This is a genomic window from Nostoc sp. (genome assembly GCF_036917465.1).
Taxonomy (GTDB): domain Bacteria; phylum Cyanobacteriota; class Cyanobacteriia; order Cyanobacteriales; family Nostocaceae; genus Nostoc.
Map to the genome: position 1 here is coordinate 72,284 of NZ_JBALDL010000094.1, position 18,177 is coordinate 90,460.

The window sequence follows — 18,177 nt, forward strand, 5'->3', positions numbered from 1 at the left end:
CAAAACTCCTAACTCCTAACTCCTAACTTTTACACCACTTGTTCAATTTCCGCAATTTCAGGAATCATTTCTTTTAGGCGGCGTTCAATACCCATTCTCAGGGTCATTGCAGAACTGGGACAAGAACCACAAGCACCTTGTAGGCGCAGTTTTACAACAGGCCCATCAAGTTCTACGAGTTCCACATTACCGCCATCAGACATGAGATAAGGGCGCATTTCATCTAAGACTGTTTCAACGTTGTCAATTGTGAGTTCCATAGTTTTAGACCTGCTAAGTTAATGATGGGCATTGGGGAATGGGGCATTGGGCATTGGGTATTGGGTATTGGGCATTGGGCATTGAATAATAATGATTCTTATGCCATCTGCGCTGTTACTCGTTAACCATTAGCCAAAATTTTATTTTCCATGTTGTCTCAACAGAGTTTTCATGTGAGCCTCCTACTTTACTTTAGCTTTTAGGTTGTGCTTTGCAGTCTGACGCAAGACAGGATTTAATGCTCCTAAGTACACGTCATCGTAAAAAGGGGACAAAAATCTATTTTTTGTAAATTGGAGTAGAGCAAAGCAAAACCCAACATTTAGGCGTTTGTTATATTTTGTTGATTAACCCAGCCCCTAATTATACAATTTTGCGGACTAGTAGTCTGTCAAGCTAGTAATGAAAAGTTTGTAGTAAGGGACTTCCAACAAATAAATTACCCAATCTTGTGAGGCGCTCATGTTGCCCACCCCACTAGAAGTAGTTGAGTATTTTTTTATTTGGAAGTCCCTAAGCACAAAGCGTGCTTAGAAAATAAGGACTGAAGTCCTTACTACGAACTTTCTTACCCATCAATTTAAACTTGACAGACTACTAGGGGCAGAATTCTTTCCAATCTCCCATCCCCAATTTTGTTATTTGCTAAATAATTACTAAAAAACTTTAAAATTTAAAATTCCAAACCCAGGATTACTAATGACCAATGACCAATGACTAATGACTAATGACTCATTCAGCACTGTTTGTTGAGTCGCCATCACCAGACGAAACCATAACTGGCTGTTGATATAGTGGCACTGTAAATGTCACTGTTGAACCAAGTCCTTCGCCAAGACTATAAAAATGTACCTCGCCGCCCATTGCCTCTACTAGCTTCTGGGATATTGCCAGTCCTAAACCAGTGCCACCATACTGGCGAGTGCGGGAGCCATCTACCTGAGAGAATAATTGAAACAGTTTATCTTGTTTGTCTAGAGAAACACCGATGCCAGTATCTGCCACACGGACTCTCACCATGCCGGGAAATTCCTGACCTTGAAAGTTCGGCTTTGCTTTTTTGAGTACTAAATCGGCGCTGACAGTAACACCACCTTCATGGGTAAATTTGATGGCATTACCTAGCAAATTGAGCATAACTTGTAGCAACCGTTGGTAGTTGCTTTGGACAATGATTTCATCGGAGGTAGCAGGCATTTGCATCAGAAAGCTGAGATTTTTCATTTCTGCTTGGGGACGCATGAAACTTTCTACATCGCTGAATAGCTCATTTAGCTTGACTGGAGCATAAGCTAGCTCCATTTTGCCAGCTTCGATTTTGGCAATGTCCAAAATATCGTTGATGATATTTAGGAGATGTATCGATAAGTTATGAGCTTCTGACAAAAATTGGTTTTGTTCTTCTGGGTCATCTGCCATGCCTTCCAAAATCAGCTTTAAAAAGCCGATCATACCGTTGAGGGGGGTACGAATTTCATGGGAGACATTAGCCAGAAACTCACTTTTGAGACGGGAAGCTTCTTCAGCTTTTTGACGTGCGACTTCTAATTCTTCATATAAAGTAGCATGTGCGATCGCAGTTCCTAGTTGATCTGCTGCTTCTTTTGCTAGTTCTAATTCCGATTCTGTTAATGTATAGCATTCATCTTGCCAATTCAAGGCAACCAATCCATTGGCTTGGTCTTGATAGCAAGTCGCAACCACCAAAGTTTTCTGCCGCCCAGACTCCTTGCATCCAGGCACTTCCATTACAACTGGTTCTAGAGTTGTCAAAGCCTGAGCAAAGGTAGGCTCAGAAGTTATATCTATTTCCAAGCCAAGCATTGATTTGAGTTCTAGCTGGCGATATTCAGCTTTCACCTCTACTTTTGAGCTAGAAGCCTGATAAGTACAAATAATACAGCGCTCTAGCCGCAGTGCTTTACCTAAACTGTCAACTGTTTGCTGCCAAATAATATTTAAATCTAATGTCCGGCGAATATTTCTGGTAATGCGAGTTACCAATTTCTGGTGTTGCTGCGAACGTAAAGCCGCCTCTATTTGGGTAGGCGTTTTTGAGACCACACACCCTTGTTTTTTATTGAGTGTCGCTTGCACTAAGCGTCCCATAACTAAAACTGTAGTGGCAGTTGTTCCCAAACTAGGCATTACCGGACTAATCACTAAGTCCAACTCAAATAATTCCTGGTGGTAGCTAAACCAACACTGAAACCTTTCTGGCACTAAACTTGTCAAAATTCGGTGCAATCGTTCCAAATAATTAACCTTATCCACTGGGACAAAGGTTTGCGTCTGGTTCAACTCGTCAACTATTTTTTCGGTATTTAACCCCAGGAGTTCGCTGTGCTGCCAACAAAAGGTCAGATAGCGCCCTGCCCCATTTTGTGTATACACCAACTCGGCTCCTAGAGTTGGTAATGAGCCATCAGTCTTACTGGAAATAGATTCCAGATTTTGGGAAAATACATTCGGCAATTGGGAATTGGCAGTAATAGTCATTAATTGAGTTGGATAGACAAAGGGTATCCGACCGTAATTGTACTAAAGCTGCTCAAATTTTTGCATAAATTTTTACAGCTTTTTCGTTTTTATTGGTTATTTCTTGATGTTCTGAAATCTAGCTTGACAAACTTCACCTTTTTTAACTTGCATTGACAAATGACTGATGGCATCAATCGTTCCATTCACCGCGAGGAGGAACGGGTGTACGCACAGGAGTGCGCGTCAGTTCGTCATCTCTAAGGATTTCACCACGCAACCACTGGCGAATTGCTACCTCAATCACTTTACTTGGATCGTTGGTGAGATGCTGAATTTGCTTTAGTAACTCGGAGTCCAGGCGGACGGCAATTTCTACCTTATCGGCTCGTGTGTTTTCCGCATCGGTAGTTTTCTCTTGCATATTCATAGGTTTGATATACTCTGAATTGGTTTTGTCTAAAGCTTTGTAAAGTAGTTATATCGATCATTTGGGCTAATTCACTGAAAAATCTTCAAGGGGGACAGTTAAATAGTTCCCCGAAATAGCACCAAAGTAACAGCTTTAAGTTTTAAATCGCATTTTTCATATAACTGACTAGACAATGGCTCTAGAATTTTTGCGGACAAATCAGCGATCTTGGGTAATTACGGGTCGCAATTGTCCAAGATACTTACATGATCCCTACATGTACTTATTTACATTTATTGTACGCTCCCAGCTGTTGAATACTAGCAGCGACAAATAGACTTTCATAATATTCTTAAAAGTCCACCTATTTAGATCGAAACTTAAAGATGGGGTGAAGAGGGGAATTGAGGACTGGGGATTAGGGACTGGGTACTGGGTACTGGGAAATAAATTCTTTTAAGATTTAGTTTGGATCTGAATCCTCATCCAAATCTTTCTAATCCCTAGTCCCTAATCCCCAGTCTCCAATACCCACTAAAAGCAAAGAGCTTCTTGGCTAAGAAAGCATTAAAATACATTAAGTAAATTGCTCTTTTAACTTTGGTTGCTGCTAAGGCAAAGATAGTATATGACTGACGTTCCCGCAGTTCGCATTCGCAATTTTTGTATTATTGCTCACATCGACCACGGGAAATCAACCCTCGCCGATCGCTTGCTACAAGCTACTGGCACTGTTGAAGACCGACAGATGAAGGAACAGTTTCTCGACAACATGGATCTGGAACGGGAGCGCGGCATTACGATTAAGCTGCAAGCTGCCCGGATGAATTACACAGCGAAAGATGGTCAGCAGTATGTGCTGAATCTAATTGATACTCCGGGACACGTTGATTTCTCTTATGAAGTCTCCCGCTCTCTTGTTGCTTGTGAAGGAGCGCTATTGGTAGTAGATGCGTCCCAAGGTGTAGAGGCGCAAACTTTGGCAAATGTCTATTTAGCCTTAGAGAGTAACCTGGAAATTATCCCGGTTTTGAATAAAATTGATTTGCCAGGGGCAGAACCAGAACGGGTAATTGGCGAAATTGAAGAAATTATCGGTTTAGATTGCAGTGGTGCGATTTTGGCTTCTGCTAAAGAAGGAATTGGTATTGATGAAATTTTAGAAGCCGTTGTTGAGCGGATACCGCCACCGCCTAATACCATAAATGAACGCTTACGAGCGTTAATATTTGATAGCTATTACGACAGTTACCGAGGAGTAATTGTGTATTTTCGGGTGATGGATGGCACTGTCAAAAAAGGCGATCGCATTCACTTAATGGCATCCGGTAAAGAATTTGAAATTGATGAGTTAGGCGTTCTTTCTCCGACTCAAAAGCAAGTTGAAGAATTGCACGCTGGGGAAGTAGGCTATTTGGGAGCCTCAATTAGAGCTGTAGCTGATGCACGGGTGGGCGACACAATTACTCTGAGTAAGGCGAAAGCAGAGTCACCCTTACCAGGTTACGCAGAAGCGAACCCAATGGTTTTTTGCGGGATGTTCCCCATTGATGCTGACCAATTTGAAGATTTGCGGGAAGCCTTAGAAAAGCTGGAACTCAACGACGCAGCGCTGCATTACGAACCAGAAACTTCCAGCGCGATGGGGTTTGGCTTCCGTTGTGGGTTTTTGGGCTTGCTGCACATGGAAATTGTCCAGGAACGTCTAGAGCGAGAGTATAACCTCGATTTGATCATTACAGCCCCCTCGGTGGTTTATAAGGTGATTACCCTCAAAGGAGAGGAACTGTACATCGATAATCCTAGCCGTTTGCCTTCTCCCAACGATCGCGAAAGAATTGAAGAACCCTACGTCCAAGTAGAGATGATTACCCCGGAAACTTATGTTGGCAGCTTGATGGAGTTGTCACAAAATCGTCGTGGCATCTTTAAGGATATGAAATATCTCACCCAAGGACGAACCACCCTTACGTATGAGCTACCCTTGGCGGAAGTTGTAACTGACTTTTTCGATCAAATGAAGTCGCGATCGCGCGGCTACGCCAGTATGGAATATCACATCATTGGCTACCGTGAAAATCCTCTGGTGAAGCTGGACATCATGATTAACGGCGATCCTGTGGATTCCTTGGCGATGATTGTCCATCGGGATAAAGCTTACAACGTCGGGCGGGCAATGGCAGAAAAACTCAAGGAACTAATTCCCCGCCATCAATTCAAAGTCCCAATTCAGGCATCTATTGGCAGTAAAGTTATTGCCAGCGAACACATTCCCGCCTTACGGAAAGATGTCTTAGCCAAGTGCTACGGTGGTGACATCAGTCGGAAGAAAAAACTTTTGCAGAAGCAAGCAAAAGGTAAAAAGCGGATGAAATCTGTAGGTACTGTGGATGTACCACAGGAAGCTTTTATGGCAGTACTGCGCTTGGATCAAAACTAATTTACTTTGACTTTTCCCCCTTCCCATTACGGGAAGGGTTAAGTTTTTCCAGATGACGTGAAAAGTCAGAACCCGTAGCCCGCTATGTGGGTTAGATTTTTTCATAAATCAAATCGGATTCCTATAGATTAATCAGGAGATAGGACAGACAAGGAAGAAAATTCTGCCTTATCTCCCTACTACTCATTTTCATCAGAATTTAGCCAAGAGGTTGCTTTTCATCACATTGACGTGAGTACTGTAATTCCAAATCATTTTGCCGTTCCCTACCTCTTACCGGACAAAGCTTACTGTTCGCGCTCATACAATCCATGTGTGGTGTTTTAGCACAAACCACGAGTAGTCCACCCAGAACAAATAACAAACCACAAATTGCAAGTGTATTAACCCAATAAATTTCCAGCGCACCATGAACTACTACTTCTCGCAGTAAAGATACAATTGTTACCTCAACTGCCACTCCTACAGAAATACTATGTTCTTGCAAATAGACCATTAATAGTCGGAATAACTCGACTAAAATCAACACAAATAGTATTTTTGCAGTCACATGTTTGTAGTCTAGTGGCTGGATGAGGGCGATCGCTATTCCCCACAATTGGATCAGCATCACGGCGAACAAACCCAAGCACAAGACAATCACAATTAAGTCTTGAAAGGCTTCCATGTTGCGAACAATTGAGTGCCGATCGAGCCAGCGATCGCTAAATAAAAATCGACTTTTCTGGCGCTTTTGCATGTAGGTTCCATTCCAATCGGGACAAGTTCAGACCACACCAGCCAGTCAACCCAATAGTTTTATATTATATAATGTTAAGTTTTTGTGCCTCAGCGAGGTTGGTAATTTATCAGTCATTGGTCATTTATCATGGGTTTTAGACAAAGGATAAATGACAAATGACTGTTCGCTATTCATTTTAAATTCTGTGCTTGTTGCAACAATTGCTCGGCATTTTTCGCCCATTGAGGATTACCCTGAGCTTTGTATAAATCTCTAGCGAATTGCAATACTTGTACTGCATCTCGATATTGCTGTAACTGCATAAAAACTAATCCTGCACCATAATAAGCATTAGGATAGTTAGAGTTAGCTTCGGCTGATTTTCTAAAAGCCTCTAATGCTTCTTGTGATTTGCGTTGCTGAAACCAAATTGAGCCAAGATTGTAGTAAGCTTCTGGATATTTTGGATTAATTTTTAGTGCCTGATTAAAGGCATCTCTGGCTCGATCTAGTTTACCTTGGTGGAGATAACACATCCCTATATGGTAAGGAGGTTCTGGTGCATTTTTGCTATATTCTATGGCTTTTTTAAAAGATGCGATCGCTTTCTCGCAATCTCCTTGTTGCTCTCGTACCAACCCCAAGTTATAGTGAGCAAATCCGAGTTTAGGATCGAGTTCTAGCGATCGCTGTAAGTAATCGTTAGCTAACTGTAAATTATTGCCTTCTAACAACGCACCACCTAAATTAGCAAAAGCTGGAGCAAATTTTGAATCGGCTTGCGTTGCTCGATAAAATGCATCCGCAGAGGGTTGTAATTGTCCCGTTTGTCGGTATGCTAACCCTAAATTATAGTGCGCTGGTGCTAATGTCGCATCTAACTTGACTGCTTGTTTAAAGGCTGCGATCGCATCTTGTACTTTTCCCGCCTGAATTGCCTTTAAACCTTGGTTCAAGTAGTCTATAGCTGTTTTACTATTAGATTGTGCCAGCTTTGAGGGGAAAGTGGGAGAAAGGGAAAAAGATGGCGATGGAATACTAACAACCAACAAACTCAAACTTACTAACCCTGCTATGGGATATTTAGAAAATGATAATCTCATTGATTTTCTGATTCGCAACACTTTCAGTTAAATTTACTTCATAAAAAGTTATTTACAAAAATTTTAGATTCGCTATTAAACTTTACTGAGATTAACTTTTATTAAGATAAATCTTACAACGGGCTACATTTTTTTTACTTTCGATTAAAAGAAGGATAATAAAAAATTAAAGAAGGGGTAATCTTGACTCCAGAAAACCATTTTTTGATCGAATAAAATTCAGAATAGCTGGATTGTTCTTCATCCCTTGATATATAAGGAATCATGCGGTTATAAAAAACTTACCGCAAGTGAGGTTTTATGAACGAAAAAGTAAAATCGGGTTCGCGGAATGTGGCAATTGTCGGGCCTTATTTAAGTGGAAAAACTACTTTACTAGAAAGCTTGTTATTTGTCACAGGGGCAATTTCTCGCAAAGGGAGTGTTAAAGACAGCAATACAGTGGGAGATAGTGCTGCCGAGTCGCGCGATCGCCAGATGAGTGTAGAAGTCAGCGCCGCTAGCACTGAGTATAACGACATTCGCTTTACTTTTATTGACTGTCCGGGAAGCGTAGAATTTGCCCAAGAAACCTACAATGCTTTAATCGGAGTGGATGCAGCAATTGTAGTTTGCGAACCCATCCGCGAACGAGTCCTTACCCTCGCCCCTCTATTTAAATTCCTGGACGATTGGGAAATTCCCCATCTCGTCTTCGTCAATAAAATGGATCGGGCAAATATTCACGTCTTAGAAACGTTACACGCCCTGAAAGCAGTATCTAGCCGTCCCCTGGTAGCGCATCAATATCCCATCATGAACGGGGAACAACTCACCGGCTTTATCGATATGGTGAGCGAACAGGCATATAAATATCATCCAGGCGCACCTGCTGACCCTATTCCCTTCCCCGAAAGTTTAAAAGAAGAAGAACATATAGCACGGGCAGAAATGCTCGAAACCCTAGCCAATTTTGACGATCATTTACTCGAAGAACTTTTAGAAGACATTGAACCGCCCCAAGAGGAAATTCTCAAAGATTTAAAAATGGAATTAGGGGCAGATTTAGTAGTCCCCGTTTTCTTTGGTATAGCAGAACAAGATTATGGTGTTAGACCTCTATTAGAAGCCTTGTTACGGGAAGCCCCCGAAGCAGAAACCACAGCAGAACGTCGTTTAAAAAACTTAAAAAGTGATACACCTTTAGCGCAGGTATTAAAAACTTTCTACACTCCCCAAGGTGGCAAACTTTCTCTGGTGCGTGTTTGGCGGGGCAAATTAACTGATGGTATTGTCCTCAATGGGATTCGGACTGGTGGAATTTTCCGCCTTATCGGACAACAACAGCAGTTTGTTAATGAAGTTGGTGCTGGTGAAATTGTCGCATTGAGCCGTTTAGAAGGCATTAAGACAGGCGATACAATCTCTACAGAACAGCAATCAGTGATGGAATTACCCAAAGCTGTACAGTTTGAGCCTGTGTATGCCCTCGCCATTACACCAGAAAAGCGCAACGATGAAGTTAAACTCAGCAGTGCCATTACTAAGTTATTAGAAGAAGACTGCTCGCTTGCTTGGGAACAACACGGCGATACTCACGAAGTTATTCTTTGGGGTCAAGGCGAGATTCATTTACAAGTTACCCTAGACAGACTGCGCCGCAAATATAATCTACCGATGACAACCCACTTGCCACAAGTGCCTTACAAAGAAACCATCCGCAAAACGGTGGCTTCAGTTCATGGGCGCTATAAGCACCAAAGCGGCGGCCACGGACAGTTTGGTGATGTTTTTCTCGAAATCAAACCCCTACCACGGGGTACAGGTTTTAACTTTAATGAAACTATTGTTGGTGGCGTGGTTCCCAAACAGTACATTCCTGGGGTAGAAATGGGCGTGCGGGAATTTCTGACATCTGGGCCTTTGGGCTTCCCACTAGTGGATTTGGCGGTAACTTTGACTAATGGTTCTTACCACAACGTTGATAGTTCCGAACAAGCCTTTAAGCAAGCTGCCCGATTAGCAATGCAAACGGGGATACCGCAAGCGGAACCTACCTTGTTAGAACCAATTCTGCGGGTGGAAGTGACTACACCGAGCGAATTTACCTCCAAAGTGCTGCAACTGTTAAGTGGTAGACGGGGGCAAATTTTAGGCTATGAGGGGAGAAACGATTGGCAAAGCTGGGATAATGTCTCTGCATACTTGCCACAAGCAGAGATGCAGAATTTTATTGTAGAACTGCGATCGCTCACTCTTGGCGTTGGTTCCTTCCACTGGGAATATGACCATTTGCAGGAAGTGCCGGAAAAGCTTGCTGAACGTGTCATTCACAGCAATGGCAATGGTGGTAACGGCAATGGTAATAAATGATTTTAGACTTTAGGTTGTTCTTACACCATCGTAGGCTTTTTTAATTTGCGATCGTTGAAAACCATAGATCCCTGATTTCATAAAAGCGATCGGGGATCTATTTATGTTGTGTATCAAGGTAAATCCGTCGTCTCAGCTTATTATTAATCATTCTTTAATGTGAAATAGACCTGTGTCGTAAGGGCAATTTATGTAAACGCAAACCAACTTATCGCAGGATATTACCCCTACGATAGATGTGGTTTTTCAAAACATTTATATTTATTCTTTCCTGTCAATGAGTAAGTTTTATGGTTGATGTACCGCCAGGTATTCTCAGGTTGGCATAGTCGCCGATTAGTTGAACGGATGAAGGTGGCTGGTGTAAGACTGCACAGCATCTTTGAACTGCGGCTTGATATTCTCGCCATTGCTTACGGATTGCTATACTGGCGGCATCGTTACCTAAGTCTGAAAATCTTAGCCCAGCCCGAATTAGCCAAGATTCTACATCAGTTGTTTCACCCAGTATTTCTGGAATGGGATTAATCTTTTCCATGAGTAATATCTTTTATGCATATTTAAAATTGGTCATTTCACTTTAAGAGAAACTATTGATAATAGCCAAATATAATTGGTTATCATAATCATAAATAAAAATGATTGAAAAATGTGTCATATCTGAGCATCCATACTCAGATATGACAGAACCAATTACTATTACGGCTGGTAAACATCATTACTTTAGCTTGCGAATAAGCTGTTTCCTAGCTCGTAATAACTAGAACCGATAGCCTAATCCAGCTTGGAAGCTGACGGCATCAGCATCACTATTTCTGTAGGCATCAATTCCCCATTTAGTATCACCATAAGCAATGACATTGTTGCTAACTTCTGATTCAATACCAAGGGTGACTACAGGTGAATTCTGATTGCCCAGTGGGGTTTTTTGACCTTCGTCAGTTACAAAAGAATAACCACCACCGAAGTAAACGTTAGTATTTTTGGCGATCGCCGCATCGTAAGTCACGATGGGCATAATTGCGGCAGCATCACCACCATACAGCGCAGAACCGCGCAGTGAAATAGGTGTCTTCGGAATAGCGTATCGTCCTTGAATATTACCGCCAATTTGTGATTCATCGTTTCCTTGTCCGCCACTGGTTGCACCAACTGCAATCCCAGCACCAATGTAATTACCGTTTGTACCGGCTGTTTGAGCAGAAGCAATTCCTGCTGAGAGGACAATGGAAGCAACAGCGAATGCAGAGGCAGCTAATTTTGTAAGTTTCATAGAATTCTTCTCACTAGAGTTAGGTAAAATCAATGTTCTCTAGTACTAGAATCTCTTTTTTTACAAAATGTAACCTCGCACATCTGGTTCACCCAAGTGGCTGAATTATTTCTCACCCACTTGGTTAGTTACTTCTTCAAAAAACGCTGACGTAGACGAGATATAAAAATATTCACCTCTGGTATTTTCAGCCAGGAAGCGATCGCAGCAAACACCGTAATCCCTACGAAACCCGATACACACAATTGCAACACCAAAATCAGTAAACCCGTTTTACCTAGCAATTGTTGAGAACCAACCAATGTCCCATAGCTTGCTACCCCACCTACCACGCTACCAGCAGCCAAACCCAAAATCGGCAAACCCCACTCACGCCAAGGTAAACCATTGAGTTTGCGATCGAGTAACCACAACAGCATCAACATTGAGCTACAGTTTACACCCACTGTTGCCAACACCAAACCGGGAGCGCCAAAAGGTTTAACGAAAAACCAATCTAATAAGATATTGAGCAAGATGTTAAAAATACTGATGCGAAAAGGTGTCTGTCCATCGCCTAAAGCGTAGAATACGCGCACCAAAACATCACGTCCCAAATAGACAAACATCCCAATTCCGTAAGCCACTAGCAAGGATGAAACTAGCTTTGTAGCTTCCGGCTTGAAAGCACCGCGCTCATATATCACCTGCACAATAGGTACAGATAATGCCACCATCAGCGCCCCTAGCGGTAGCATGGTGAAGGCAGTGAGTAACAGTCCTTGGCGAATGCGTAATTTTAAATCTGGCCAATTTTCGGGGCCGGCAAGTCTGGCAAATATCGGTAACAGAGGCAGTAAAATGATATTAGAAATAATCCCCAAGGGAGTTTGGACTAATAGATTCGCATAGTTAAATCCTGCCGCAGCCCCAGGTATAGGACTGGCGAAATAAAGATCAGTGGCAACATTAATTGGCATCATTCCAGAGGAAACTGTTGCCGGAGTCATAATTCTAATTACTTCTTGAACGCCTGGTGATTTAAAATCAAACCGTAGGCGTAATGTGCCTAATCCTAACCGCCACTGGACAATTAGCTGGACTAACCACTGGAGAATTGCTCCTGCCAAAGTTCCCCAAGCTAAGACCATTCCCCCGATTAAAGCGTATTCCGGTTTAATAATATCCTTACCTAGTTGCATCGCCAGGATACCAAGACCGCCAACAACAGTAATACTGGATAATAAAGGGCTAATGGAAAGTAACCAATATTGATTGGCCGCGTTGAGAGTACCAAAGCCGATGCCAATTAAACCGGCAAATAAAGCCATCGGTGCCATAATGCGGAGTTGTTGAATGGCGATCGCTCTGGTTGTCTCTTCCAAACCATGACCGACTATATCAACGATCGCATCCGCAAATAAAATTTGAGCAACTGTCACCAGCAACAGCGCTCCAGCCACCAGTGTTGTCACAGTTTCCACTAGGGGAGCCGCTTCTTCTCGCCGCCGCTTGGCTAAAACGCTGACAACTGCACTGTGCAATGGCCCATTTACACCACCGAGTAAGATCAATAGAAAGCCAGGGATAATATAGGCATAGCTATAGGCGGTAGCAGCAGCACCAACACCAAAAGCCGCAGCGATCGCTTGCTGCCGCACTAAACCGAAGACTTTACTAATTAATGTGGCTGCGGCAACAATGCCAGCAATTCCAGCGAAAGAACGAGAGGGTTTTTGGTCTTGTTGTGTCACGAATAATACCCGACAACTCTTACAGAGTGCATACTTTAAAACATTTAACCTGAAATTCCGTAGTCTGTCAGGTAAATTTTGGCAAATCAGTCATTAGTTTATAGTCTGATGGCAGTTATTTTAAGTGCGATGCCTCCGGGGGGCAGAGCAAAATTACCGAATTAGCTCTTAGTAAGTGGCTCTAGTCTTTACTACAAACCTTGAATTATTCATGTCTTTTGCTGTATACAAGCCAAAATTATTTTTTAACCCATTACAAGGATAGATCGAGAAAGGGGAACTATAAAAATAGCCATCTTCTGGGAAATAGTTGAACACTGTACAAATGTGCAGTTTGTCATATTTTAGACTCCATGAAGTAGGGTATGAGGAACTCTTGTATAAAAACAACAAAATCCAGAACAATGGAACGCAATTCAAATTTCACAGAAAATCAACTTCTATTGTCAAGCGCTCAACTTCAAGAGCAATTAGACCAACAAAAGGCTCTGGCGAGTGTAATTGTGCGAATTCGGGAGTCTCTTGACTTAGAAACGATTTTTCAAACTACCGCTACAGAAGTGCGGCTACTGCTAAATGCTGACCGTGTAGCAGTCTTTCAGTTTGACCTAGACAAAGACTGGGAAGGAGAATTTGTTTCTGAAGATGTTGCACCTGGTTGGACTTCGGCATTACAAGTAAAAGTTTATGACCACTGCTTTGGAGAACAATTTGCTTCCAGTTATCAAAAAGGTCGAGTCCAAGCAGTAGCGGATATTTACAATGCCGGGCTGAGTGATTGTCATGCCGCAATTTTGAGTAAATTCCAGGTCAAGGCCAACCTTGTTGTCCCTTTATCGCGCCAGAAGGAACTGTGGGGACTGCTTTGTATTCATCAGTGCAGTGAGGCTCGTGACTGGAAAGAATCGGAAATTGGGTTTATTCGTCAAATTGCTGACCATCTTGACGTTGCGATTCAACAAGCAAAGCATCTCCATGAAGTCCAATTACAAGCCGCAAAATTGGCTCAAGCAGTTCAGCGCGACCAAGTAATTGCTCAGATTGTCGATAAAATTCGCTTACACCTTGATATTGAAACCATTTTTAAAACCACAACTCAAGAAATACGCAAGCTGCTGGAAGCCGATCGAGTTGCTATCTTTAGCTTCGATGCCGATTGGAGTGGTAACTTTGTTGCTGAATCATTTGCTGAAGGTTGGACTCCCTTGGTTGGCATTCAGTCGGCGATGTCTACGACGGGCTACGCCTACGCTGATACTTATTTGCAACAGACGCAAGGCGGACGTTACCTTGACAACCAGACATTTACAGCTAATGACATTTATCAAGCTGGATTAACAGACTCTCATGTAACCCTGTTGGAGCAATTCCAGGCAAAATCCTTTGCAACAGCCCCCATTCTCCAGGGAGATCAACTTTGGGGAGTCATTGCTGCTTACCAAAATACCTCACCTAGACAGTGGCAATCTTATGAAGTCGAATCACTGACCAAAATCGGCACACAAATTGGTGTGGCAGTGCAACACCATAAGTTGCTGGCATACGCTCAGTACCAAGCAGAGCAACAAAAGACATTAACTAGCGTGATTACTCGAATTCGGGAGTCTCTAGATTTAGATACAATCTTCCAAACTACCGTCACCGAGGCCCGGAAAATGCTGCAAGCAGATCGAGTGGCAGTCTTTCGTTTTGACCCTCAAAAAGATTGGGAAGGAGAATTTATTTCGGAGGATGTTGTAGCTGAATGTAACTCGGTAATCGCCGAAAAAATTTATGATTATTGCTTCAGTGAAAACTTTGCAACCCTTTACGCCCAAGGTCGAGTCAATGCGATCGCTGACATTTTTCAACGAAAATTTCAAGCTTGCTACATCCAAATTTTAGAAAAATTACAAGTACGGGCAAATCTGGTTGCACCTCTATTGAAAAAGGGTGAACTTTGGGGCTTGCTGTGTATTCACCAATGCAACGCTCCTCGTGACTGGCAACCCTCTGAAATTGAATTTGCCAGTCAAATAGCCCAGCAATTGGGAGTTGCATTAAAACAGGATTCTTATTTAAAGCAAGTTCAAATGCAGATTGTCCAGTTAGCAGAAGCCACCGAACGCGAGAAAGCAATGGAACGACAAAAATTGCTAGCTGCAACTATTGACAAAATCCGTCAGTCACTCGATATTAAAACTATTTTTAGAACCACTACTCAAGCTGTGCGAGAGTTGCTCGAAGTCGAGCGAGTTGCAATCTACCGCTTTAACTCGGATTGGAGCGGTAAATTTGTCGCAGATTCTTTTAAAGATGCATGGAAACCTCTTGCACATACCCAACCAATGACTATAGAAACTTTTGAGGACACAGACGACGATAACGAACTTCCGCGCAACGAAACCTTTGTTCCGATTCGACAAGGTGAAAAATTATGGGGATTATTGGTTGCTTATCAAAATTCACAACCGCGTTATTGGAAAGAGGAAGAAATCAATTTACTAGCTCAAGTAGCTGTGCAATTTGGAATTGCAATTCAGCAAGCAGAATTACTCGAACAAACTAAACGTCAAACCTTAGAACTTACTCAGACTCTGCAAGAATTAAAACAAACTCAGTCCAGGTTAATTCAAGGTGAAAAAATGGCAGGTTTAGGAAAATTAATTGCTGGAGTCGCCCATGAAATCAACAATCCTGTAGGTTTTATTTTTGGCAATCTCATCCATTTAGATAAATATACTCAAGAATTGCTGAATGTAGTGAACCTTTACCGTCAAAATTCCTCACTCTTACCATCTGTCCAAGATCAAATTGACAAGACTGATTTGGATTTTCTTATCGAAGATTTACCCAAAACCCTTGAATCAATGAAAGTAGGAACAGAGCGAATTTGTGATATTGTGCTATCACTGCGAAACTTTTCTCGTACAGATGAGGCTGAATTCAAGGCAGTAGACATTCACGAAGGATTGGACAGTACTTTGCTAATTTTAGGGCATCGGCTCAAAAATAATAATGAACGCCCAGCTATAGAGATTGTTAAAGAATATGCTAATTTAAATTTGCTCGAATGCTATCCCGCGCAATTAAATCAAGTGTTTATGAATCTTATTAGTAATAGTATTGATGCATTAGAGGAAAAATTTCAAACTATACAGCAAAGGTATTTGAATTTATCCCAAATGTGTCCTATAATACCATTGACTATCTGGATTAGTACGCAAGCCACTAATAACCAGGTTGTAATTAGAATAGCTGATAATGGTTTGGGGATTCCAGAAGAGGTGCGATCGCACATGTTTGATCCCTTCTTCACTACCAAAGCACCAGGTAAAGGTACGGGGTTAGGATTGTCCATCAGCTATCAAATAATAGTTGAAAAACATCATGGACAAATTAAATGTTCGTCTAAACCTGGAGAAGGAACAGAATTTTTGATTGAAATTCCCAGTAGTAATTAGAGGTGACTAGTCTTTGATAATTATCACTCATTATTAAGTAGGGGAGTGAGGAACGATACAGATTTAATTCGTACTTTCACATTCTTTGAGAACAAAGTCACGTTAAAGACACTTCCGGCTAAGAGCAATGGTGTCTCAAAAGTTTTTGAATTAGTTTGGTAACGTATTAAGTCTAGGACTTACGCATTGACAGAAAACAATAAATATATATCCCGGAAAAACCATATTTCTCGTAGGGGTTTAGCAATGCTAAACCCCTACTCCAGGTTAAGTTATCGGTAAAAATATAATTAGTCAAAGTCTGAAACAAGCTATTTCGGTGAAAGCATACTATGACTAATTTGTACAGTGCGTAAGTCCTAAAGTCATAGAAAAAAATAGCTAATAGCCCCATTTACCACTGATTTCTTAATATACTGATTGTGAGTGGACTACGATGCAAAGGTAGGTGTTATCTCCCAGTTAAAATTTATAACAGGGGTCAAGGGGTTTGCTAATTTTGTCTATCTTTGTTCAACGTTCAGTATTCATCCGCCATTTTATCAAACTTGCATCTGTGAATGTTCTTTCAAATCTAATGGTTCCGTTAGCAGGGCTAATAGATGTAATGTTTTTAGGGCATTTAACGGAGATTCGCCATTTAGCAGGTGTTGCACTAGCAACAATTTTATTTAATTACATTTATTGGACATTCGGCTTCTTACGCATGGGTACAACTGGAATGGTTGCACAGGCGATAGGACGTAAAGATAACCAATCAGCAGTAGTAATTGGTTTACAGCATGGAATCTTAGCACTGATATTAGGACTCGCAATTCTGATATTTCAACAACCTTTACAAATATTAGGATTTGCGATTCTAAGTGCTACACCAGAAGTTAAAAGTTCGGGAGTTGATTTCTATAATGCTTTAGTATGGGGCGCTCCAGCAACATTGATTAACTTTGTCTTGATTGGCTGGTTTCTGGGACAAGCACAAAGTAGTAAAGTGTTGTTGCTTTCAGCCATTAGTAATTTTGCCAATGTACTACTTGATTATCTATTTATTGTTCAGTGGGGATGGTCAAGTAGAGGCGCTGGGTTAGCAACAGCCAGTAGTCAATATCTTATGCTAATGGTAGGTACTTTGCTATATTTTCAAACAATTTCATTCAAGCAAATACGAGCTTTAATCGGGGAATTATTTGACTTCTCTGCTTTAAAATCAGCTTTAATGCTGAATGGAGAAATTATTATTCGGACTTTCGCTTTAATTTCGACAATGGCGATGTTTAGTAACCTCAGTTCAATGTTAGGAACTGAAATTCTGGCGGCAAATACCCTTCTGATGCAAGTGGTGAGCTTGGCAGCATATTTCATTGATGGCTTGGCATTCGCTACTGAGAGCTTGGCTGGAATTTTTCAAGGTAGTGGAAATATTACTTCTTTGAAGCAACTGTTGCAAACTTCTGTAGTCAGTAGCTTGCTTATAGGATTAATGTTTGCTACTGCATTCATTTTTGCCCCAGAATCATTGTTAAGATTGCTGACCAATCATACTGAAATTATCAATAATTTGCGCTCTTATATTCCTTGGTTGTTACCAGTTTTAGGTTTTGGCTCAGTCGCTTATGCGCTAGACGGTTATTTTCTAGGGCTGACTCAAGGTCAGACACTTCGTCAAGCTATGCTTACAGCCACTATAATCGGTTTTATTCCATCAGCAATTATGGCTTGGTATTTCCATAATAGCCATTTACTATGGCTATCAATGTCTTTATTTATGGCAGCAAGAACAATAACTTTGGCATTGTGCGTACCAAAAACATTAATTAAAAAATAGGGATGTCATCCGTCAAAAAGAGATTAAATACGGTTATTTTTAGGATAAATTGAGATGAATTTCAAGCTTTACACTTAACTGAATGGTTTAACAGCGCTATTGACGAAGAAATCTTTCACCTAAAGAAGACTTACAACAC

12 protein-coding genes are annotated in these 18,177 nt (G+C 41.5%); 4 read left to right on the plus strand and 8 right to left on the minus strand.

Annotation, left to right across the window (positions count from 1 at the left end; all coding sequences use genetic code 11):
* Positions 1 to 29 precede the first annotated feature (29 nt).
* The 3 genes from V7K38_RS25675 to V7K38_RS25685 all read right to left on the minus strand — a co-directional run bounded on the left by V7K38_RS25675 (position 30) and on the right by V7K38_RS25685 (position 3,169).
* The gene (locus V7K38_RS25675) at positions 30 to 260 is read right to left on the minus strand and encodes a NifU family protein (protein WP_012408256.1); all 231 of its coding nucleotides are present in this window, start codon (positions 258 to 260) and stop codon (positions 30 to 32) included.
* A gap of 733 nt (positions 261 to 993) precedes the next feature.
* Entirely contained in the window at positions 994 to 2,760 is a 1,767-nt protein-coding gene (locus V7K38_RS25680; protein ID WP_334861935.1) for a sensor histidine kinase, read from the minus strand.
* A gap of 172 nt (positions 2,761 to 2,932) precedes the next feature.
* Positions 2,933 to 3,169 (minus strand): hypothetical protein, encoded by a 237-nt coding sequence (locus V7K38_RS25685; RefSeq protein ID WP_334861937.1) that lies wholly within the window; start codon positions 3,167 to 3,169, stop codon positions 2,933 to 2,935.
* 610 nt (positions 3,170 to 3,779) lie between these two features.
* Between V7K38_RS25685 and lepA the strand changes: the two genes are divergently transcribed.
* The gene (gene lepA / locus V7K38_RS25690; RefSeq protein ID WP_334861939.1) at positions 3,780 to 5,591 is read left to right on the plus strand and encodes a translation elongation factor 4; all 1,812 of its coding nucleotides are present in this window, start codon (positions 3,780 to 3,782) and stop codon (positions 5,589 to 5,591) included.
* A 199-nt stretch (positions 5,592 to 5,790) separates the two neighbouring features.
* Here lepA and V7K38_RS25695 read toward each other — a convergent pair whose 3' ends face one another.
* Positions 5,791 to 6,330, minus strand: coding sequence for a phosphate-starvation-inducible PsiE family protein (locus tag V7K38_RS25695; RefSeq protein WP_334861941.1), 540 nt, complete (start codon positions 6,328 to 6,330; stop codon positions 5,791 to 5,793).
* A gap of 173 nt (positions 6,331 to 6,503) precedes the next feature.
* Positions 6,504 to 7,415 (minus strand): tetratricopeptide repeat protein, encoded by a 912-nt coding sequence (locus V7K38_RS25700; RefSeq protein ID WP_334861943.1) that lies wholly within the window; start codon positions 7,413 to 7,415, stop codon positions 6,504 to 6,506.
* Between the two features lie 300 nt (positions 7,416 to 7,715).
* Here V7K38_RS25700 and V7K38_RS25705 point away from each other — a divergent pair, with 300 nt between their 5' ends.
* Positions 7,716 to 9,767 (plus strand): elongation factor G, encoded by a 2,052-nt coding sequence (locus tag V7K38_RS25705; RefSeq protein ID WP_334861945.1) that lies wholly within the window; start codon positions 7,716 to 7,718, stop codon positions 9,765 to 9,767.
* A gap of 274 nt (positions 9,768 to 10,041) precedes the next feature.
* Here the strand turns inward: V7K38_RS25705 and V7K38_RS25710 are convergent, their stop codons facing one another.
* From V7K38_RS25710 to murJ, 3 genes are all read right to left on the minus strand, one after another.
* Positions 10,042 to 10,305, minus strand: coding sequence for a hypothetical protein (locus V7K38_RS25710; protein WP_334861947.1), 264 nt, complete (start codon positions 10,303 to 10,305; stop codon positions 10,042 to 10,044).
* Between the two features lie 222 nt (positions 10,306 to 10,527).
* A complete protein-coding gene (locus V7K38_RS25715; protein WP_334861949.1) occupies positions 10,528 to 11,040 on the minus strand; it encodes a hypothetical protein in 513 nt (170 codons plus the stop codon).
* Positions 11,041 to 11,168: 128 nt separating this feature from the next.
* Positions 11,169 to 12,773, minus strand: a complete 1,605-nt coding sequence (gene murJ / locus V7K38_RS25720; protein ID WP_334861951.1) for a murein biosynthesis integral membrane protein MurJ — start codon at positions 12,771 to 12,773, stop codon at positions 11,169 to 11,171.
* A gap of 404 nt (positions 12,774 to 13,177) precedes the next feature.
* Here murJ and V7K38_RS25725 point away from each other — a divergent pair, with 404 nt between their 5' ends.
* Positions 13,178 to 16,216, plus strand: coding sequence for a GAF domain-containing sensor histidine kinase (locus V7K38_RS25725; protein WP_334861953.1), 3,039 nt, complete (start codon positions 13,178 to 13,180; stop codon positions 16,214 to 16,216).
* Between the two features lie 499 nt (positions 16,217 to 16,715).
* Positions 16,716 to 18,038 (plus strand): guanitoxin biosynthesis MATE family efflux transporter GntT, encoded by a 1,323-nt coding sequence (gene gntT / locus V7K38_RS25730; RefSeq protein WP_334861955.1) that lies wholly within the window; start codon positions 16,716 to 16,718, stop codon positions 18,036 to 18,038.
* Positions 18,039 to 18,177: the final 139 nt, after the last annotated feature.

What these genes read in the sequence shown, in the direction of transcription:
- V7K38_RS25705 (WP_334861945.1), top strand. Translation starts at nt 7,716, where the DNA reads ATGAACGAAAAAGTAAAATCGGGTTCGCGGAATGTGGCAATTGTCGGG.
- V7K38_RS25725 (WP_334861953.1), top strand. Translation starts at nt 13,178, where the DNA reads ATGGAACGCAATTCAAATTTCACAGAAAATCAACTTCTATTGTCAAGC.
- V7K38_RS25715 (WP_334861949.1), bottom strand. Translation starts at nt 11,040, where the DNA reads ATGAAACTTACAAAATTAGCTGCCTCTGCATTCGCTGTTGCTTCCATT.
- V7K38_RS25695 (WP_334861941.1), bottom strand. Translation starts at nt 6,330, where the DNA reads ATGCAAAAGCGCCAGAAAAGTCGATTTTTATTTAGCGATCGCTGGCTC.
- V7K38_RS25700 (WP_334861943.1), bottom strand. Translation starts at nt 7,415, where the DNA reads ATGAGATTATCATTTTCTAAATATCCCATAGCAGGGTTAGTAAGTTTG.
- V7K38_RS25675 (WP_012408256.1), bottom strand. Translation starts at nt 260, where the DNA reads ATGGAACTCACAATTGACAACGTTGAAACAGTCTTAGATGAAATGCGC.
- lepA (WP_334861939.1), top strand. Translation starts at nt 3,780, where the DNA reads ATGACTGACGTTCCCGCAGTTCGCATTCGCAATTTTTGTATTATTGCT.
- V7K38_RS25710 (WP_334861947.1), bottom strand. Translation starts at nt 10,305, where the DNA reads ATGGAAAAGATTAATCCCATTCCAGAAATACTGGGTGAAACAACTGAT.
- V7K38_RS25680 (WP_334861935.1), bottom strand. Translation starts at nt 2,760, where the DNA reads ATGACTATTACTGCCAATTCCCAATTGCCGAATGTATTTTCCCAAAAT.
- V7K38_RS25685 (WP_334861937.1), bottom strand. Translation starts at nt 3,169, where the DNA reads ATGAATATGCAAGAGAAAACTACCGATGCGGAAAACACACGAGCCGAT.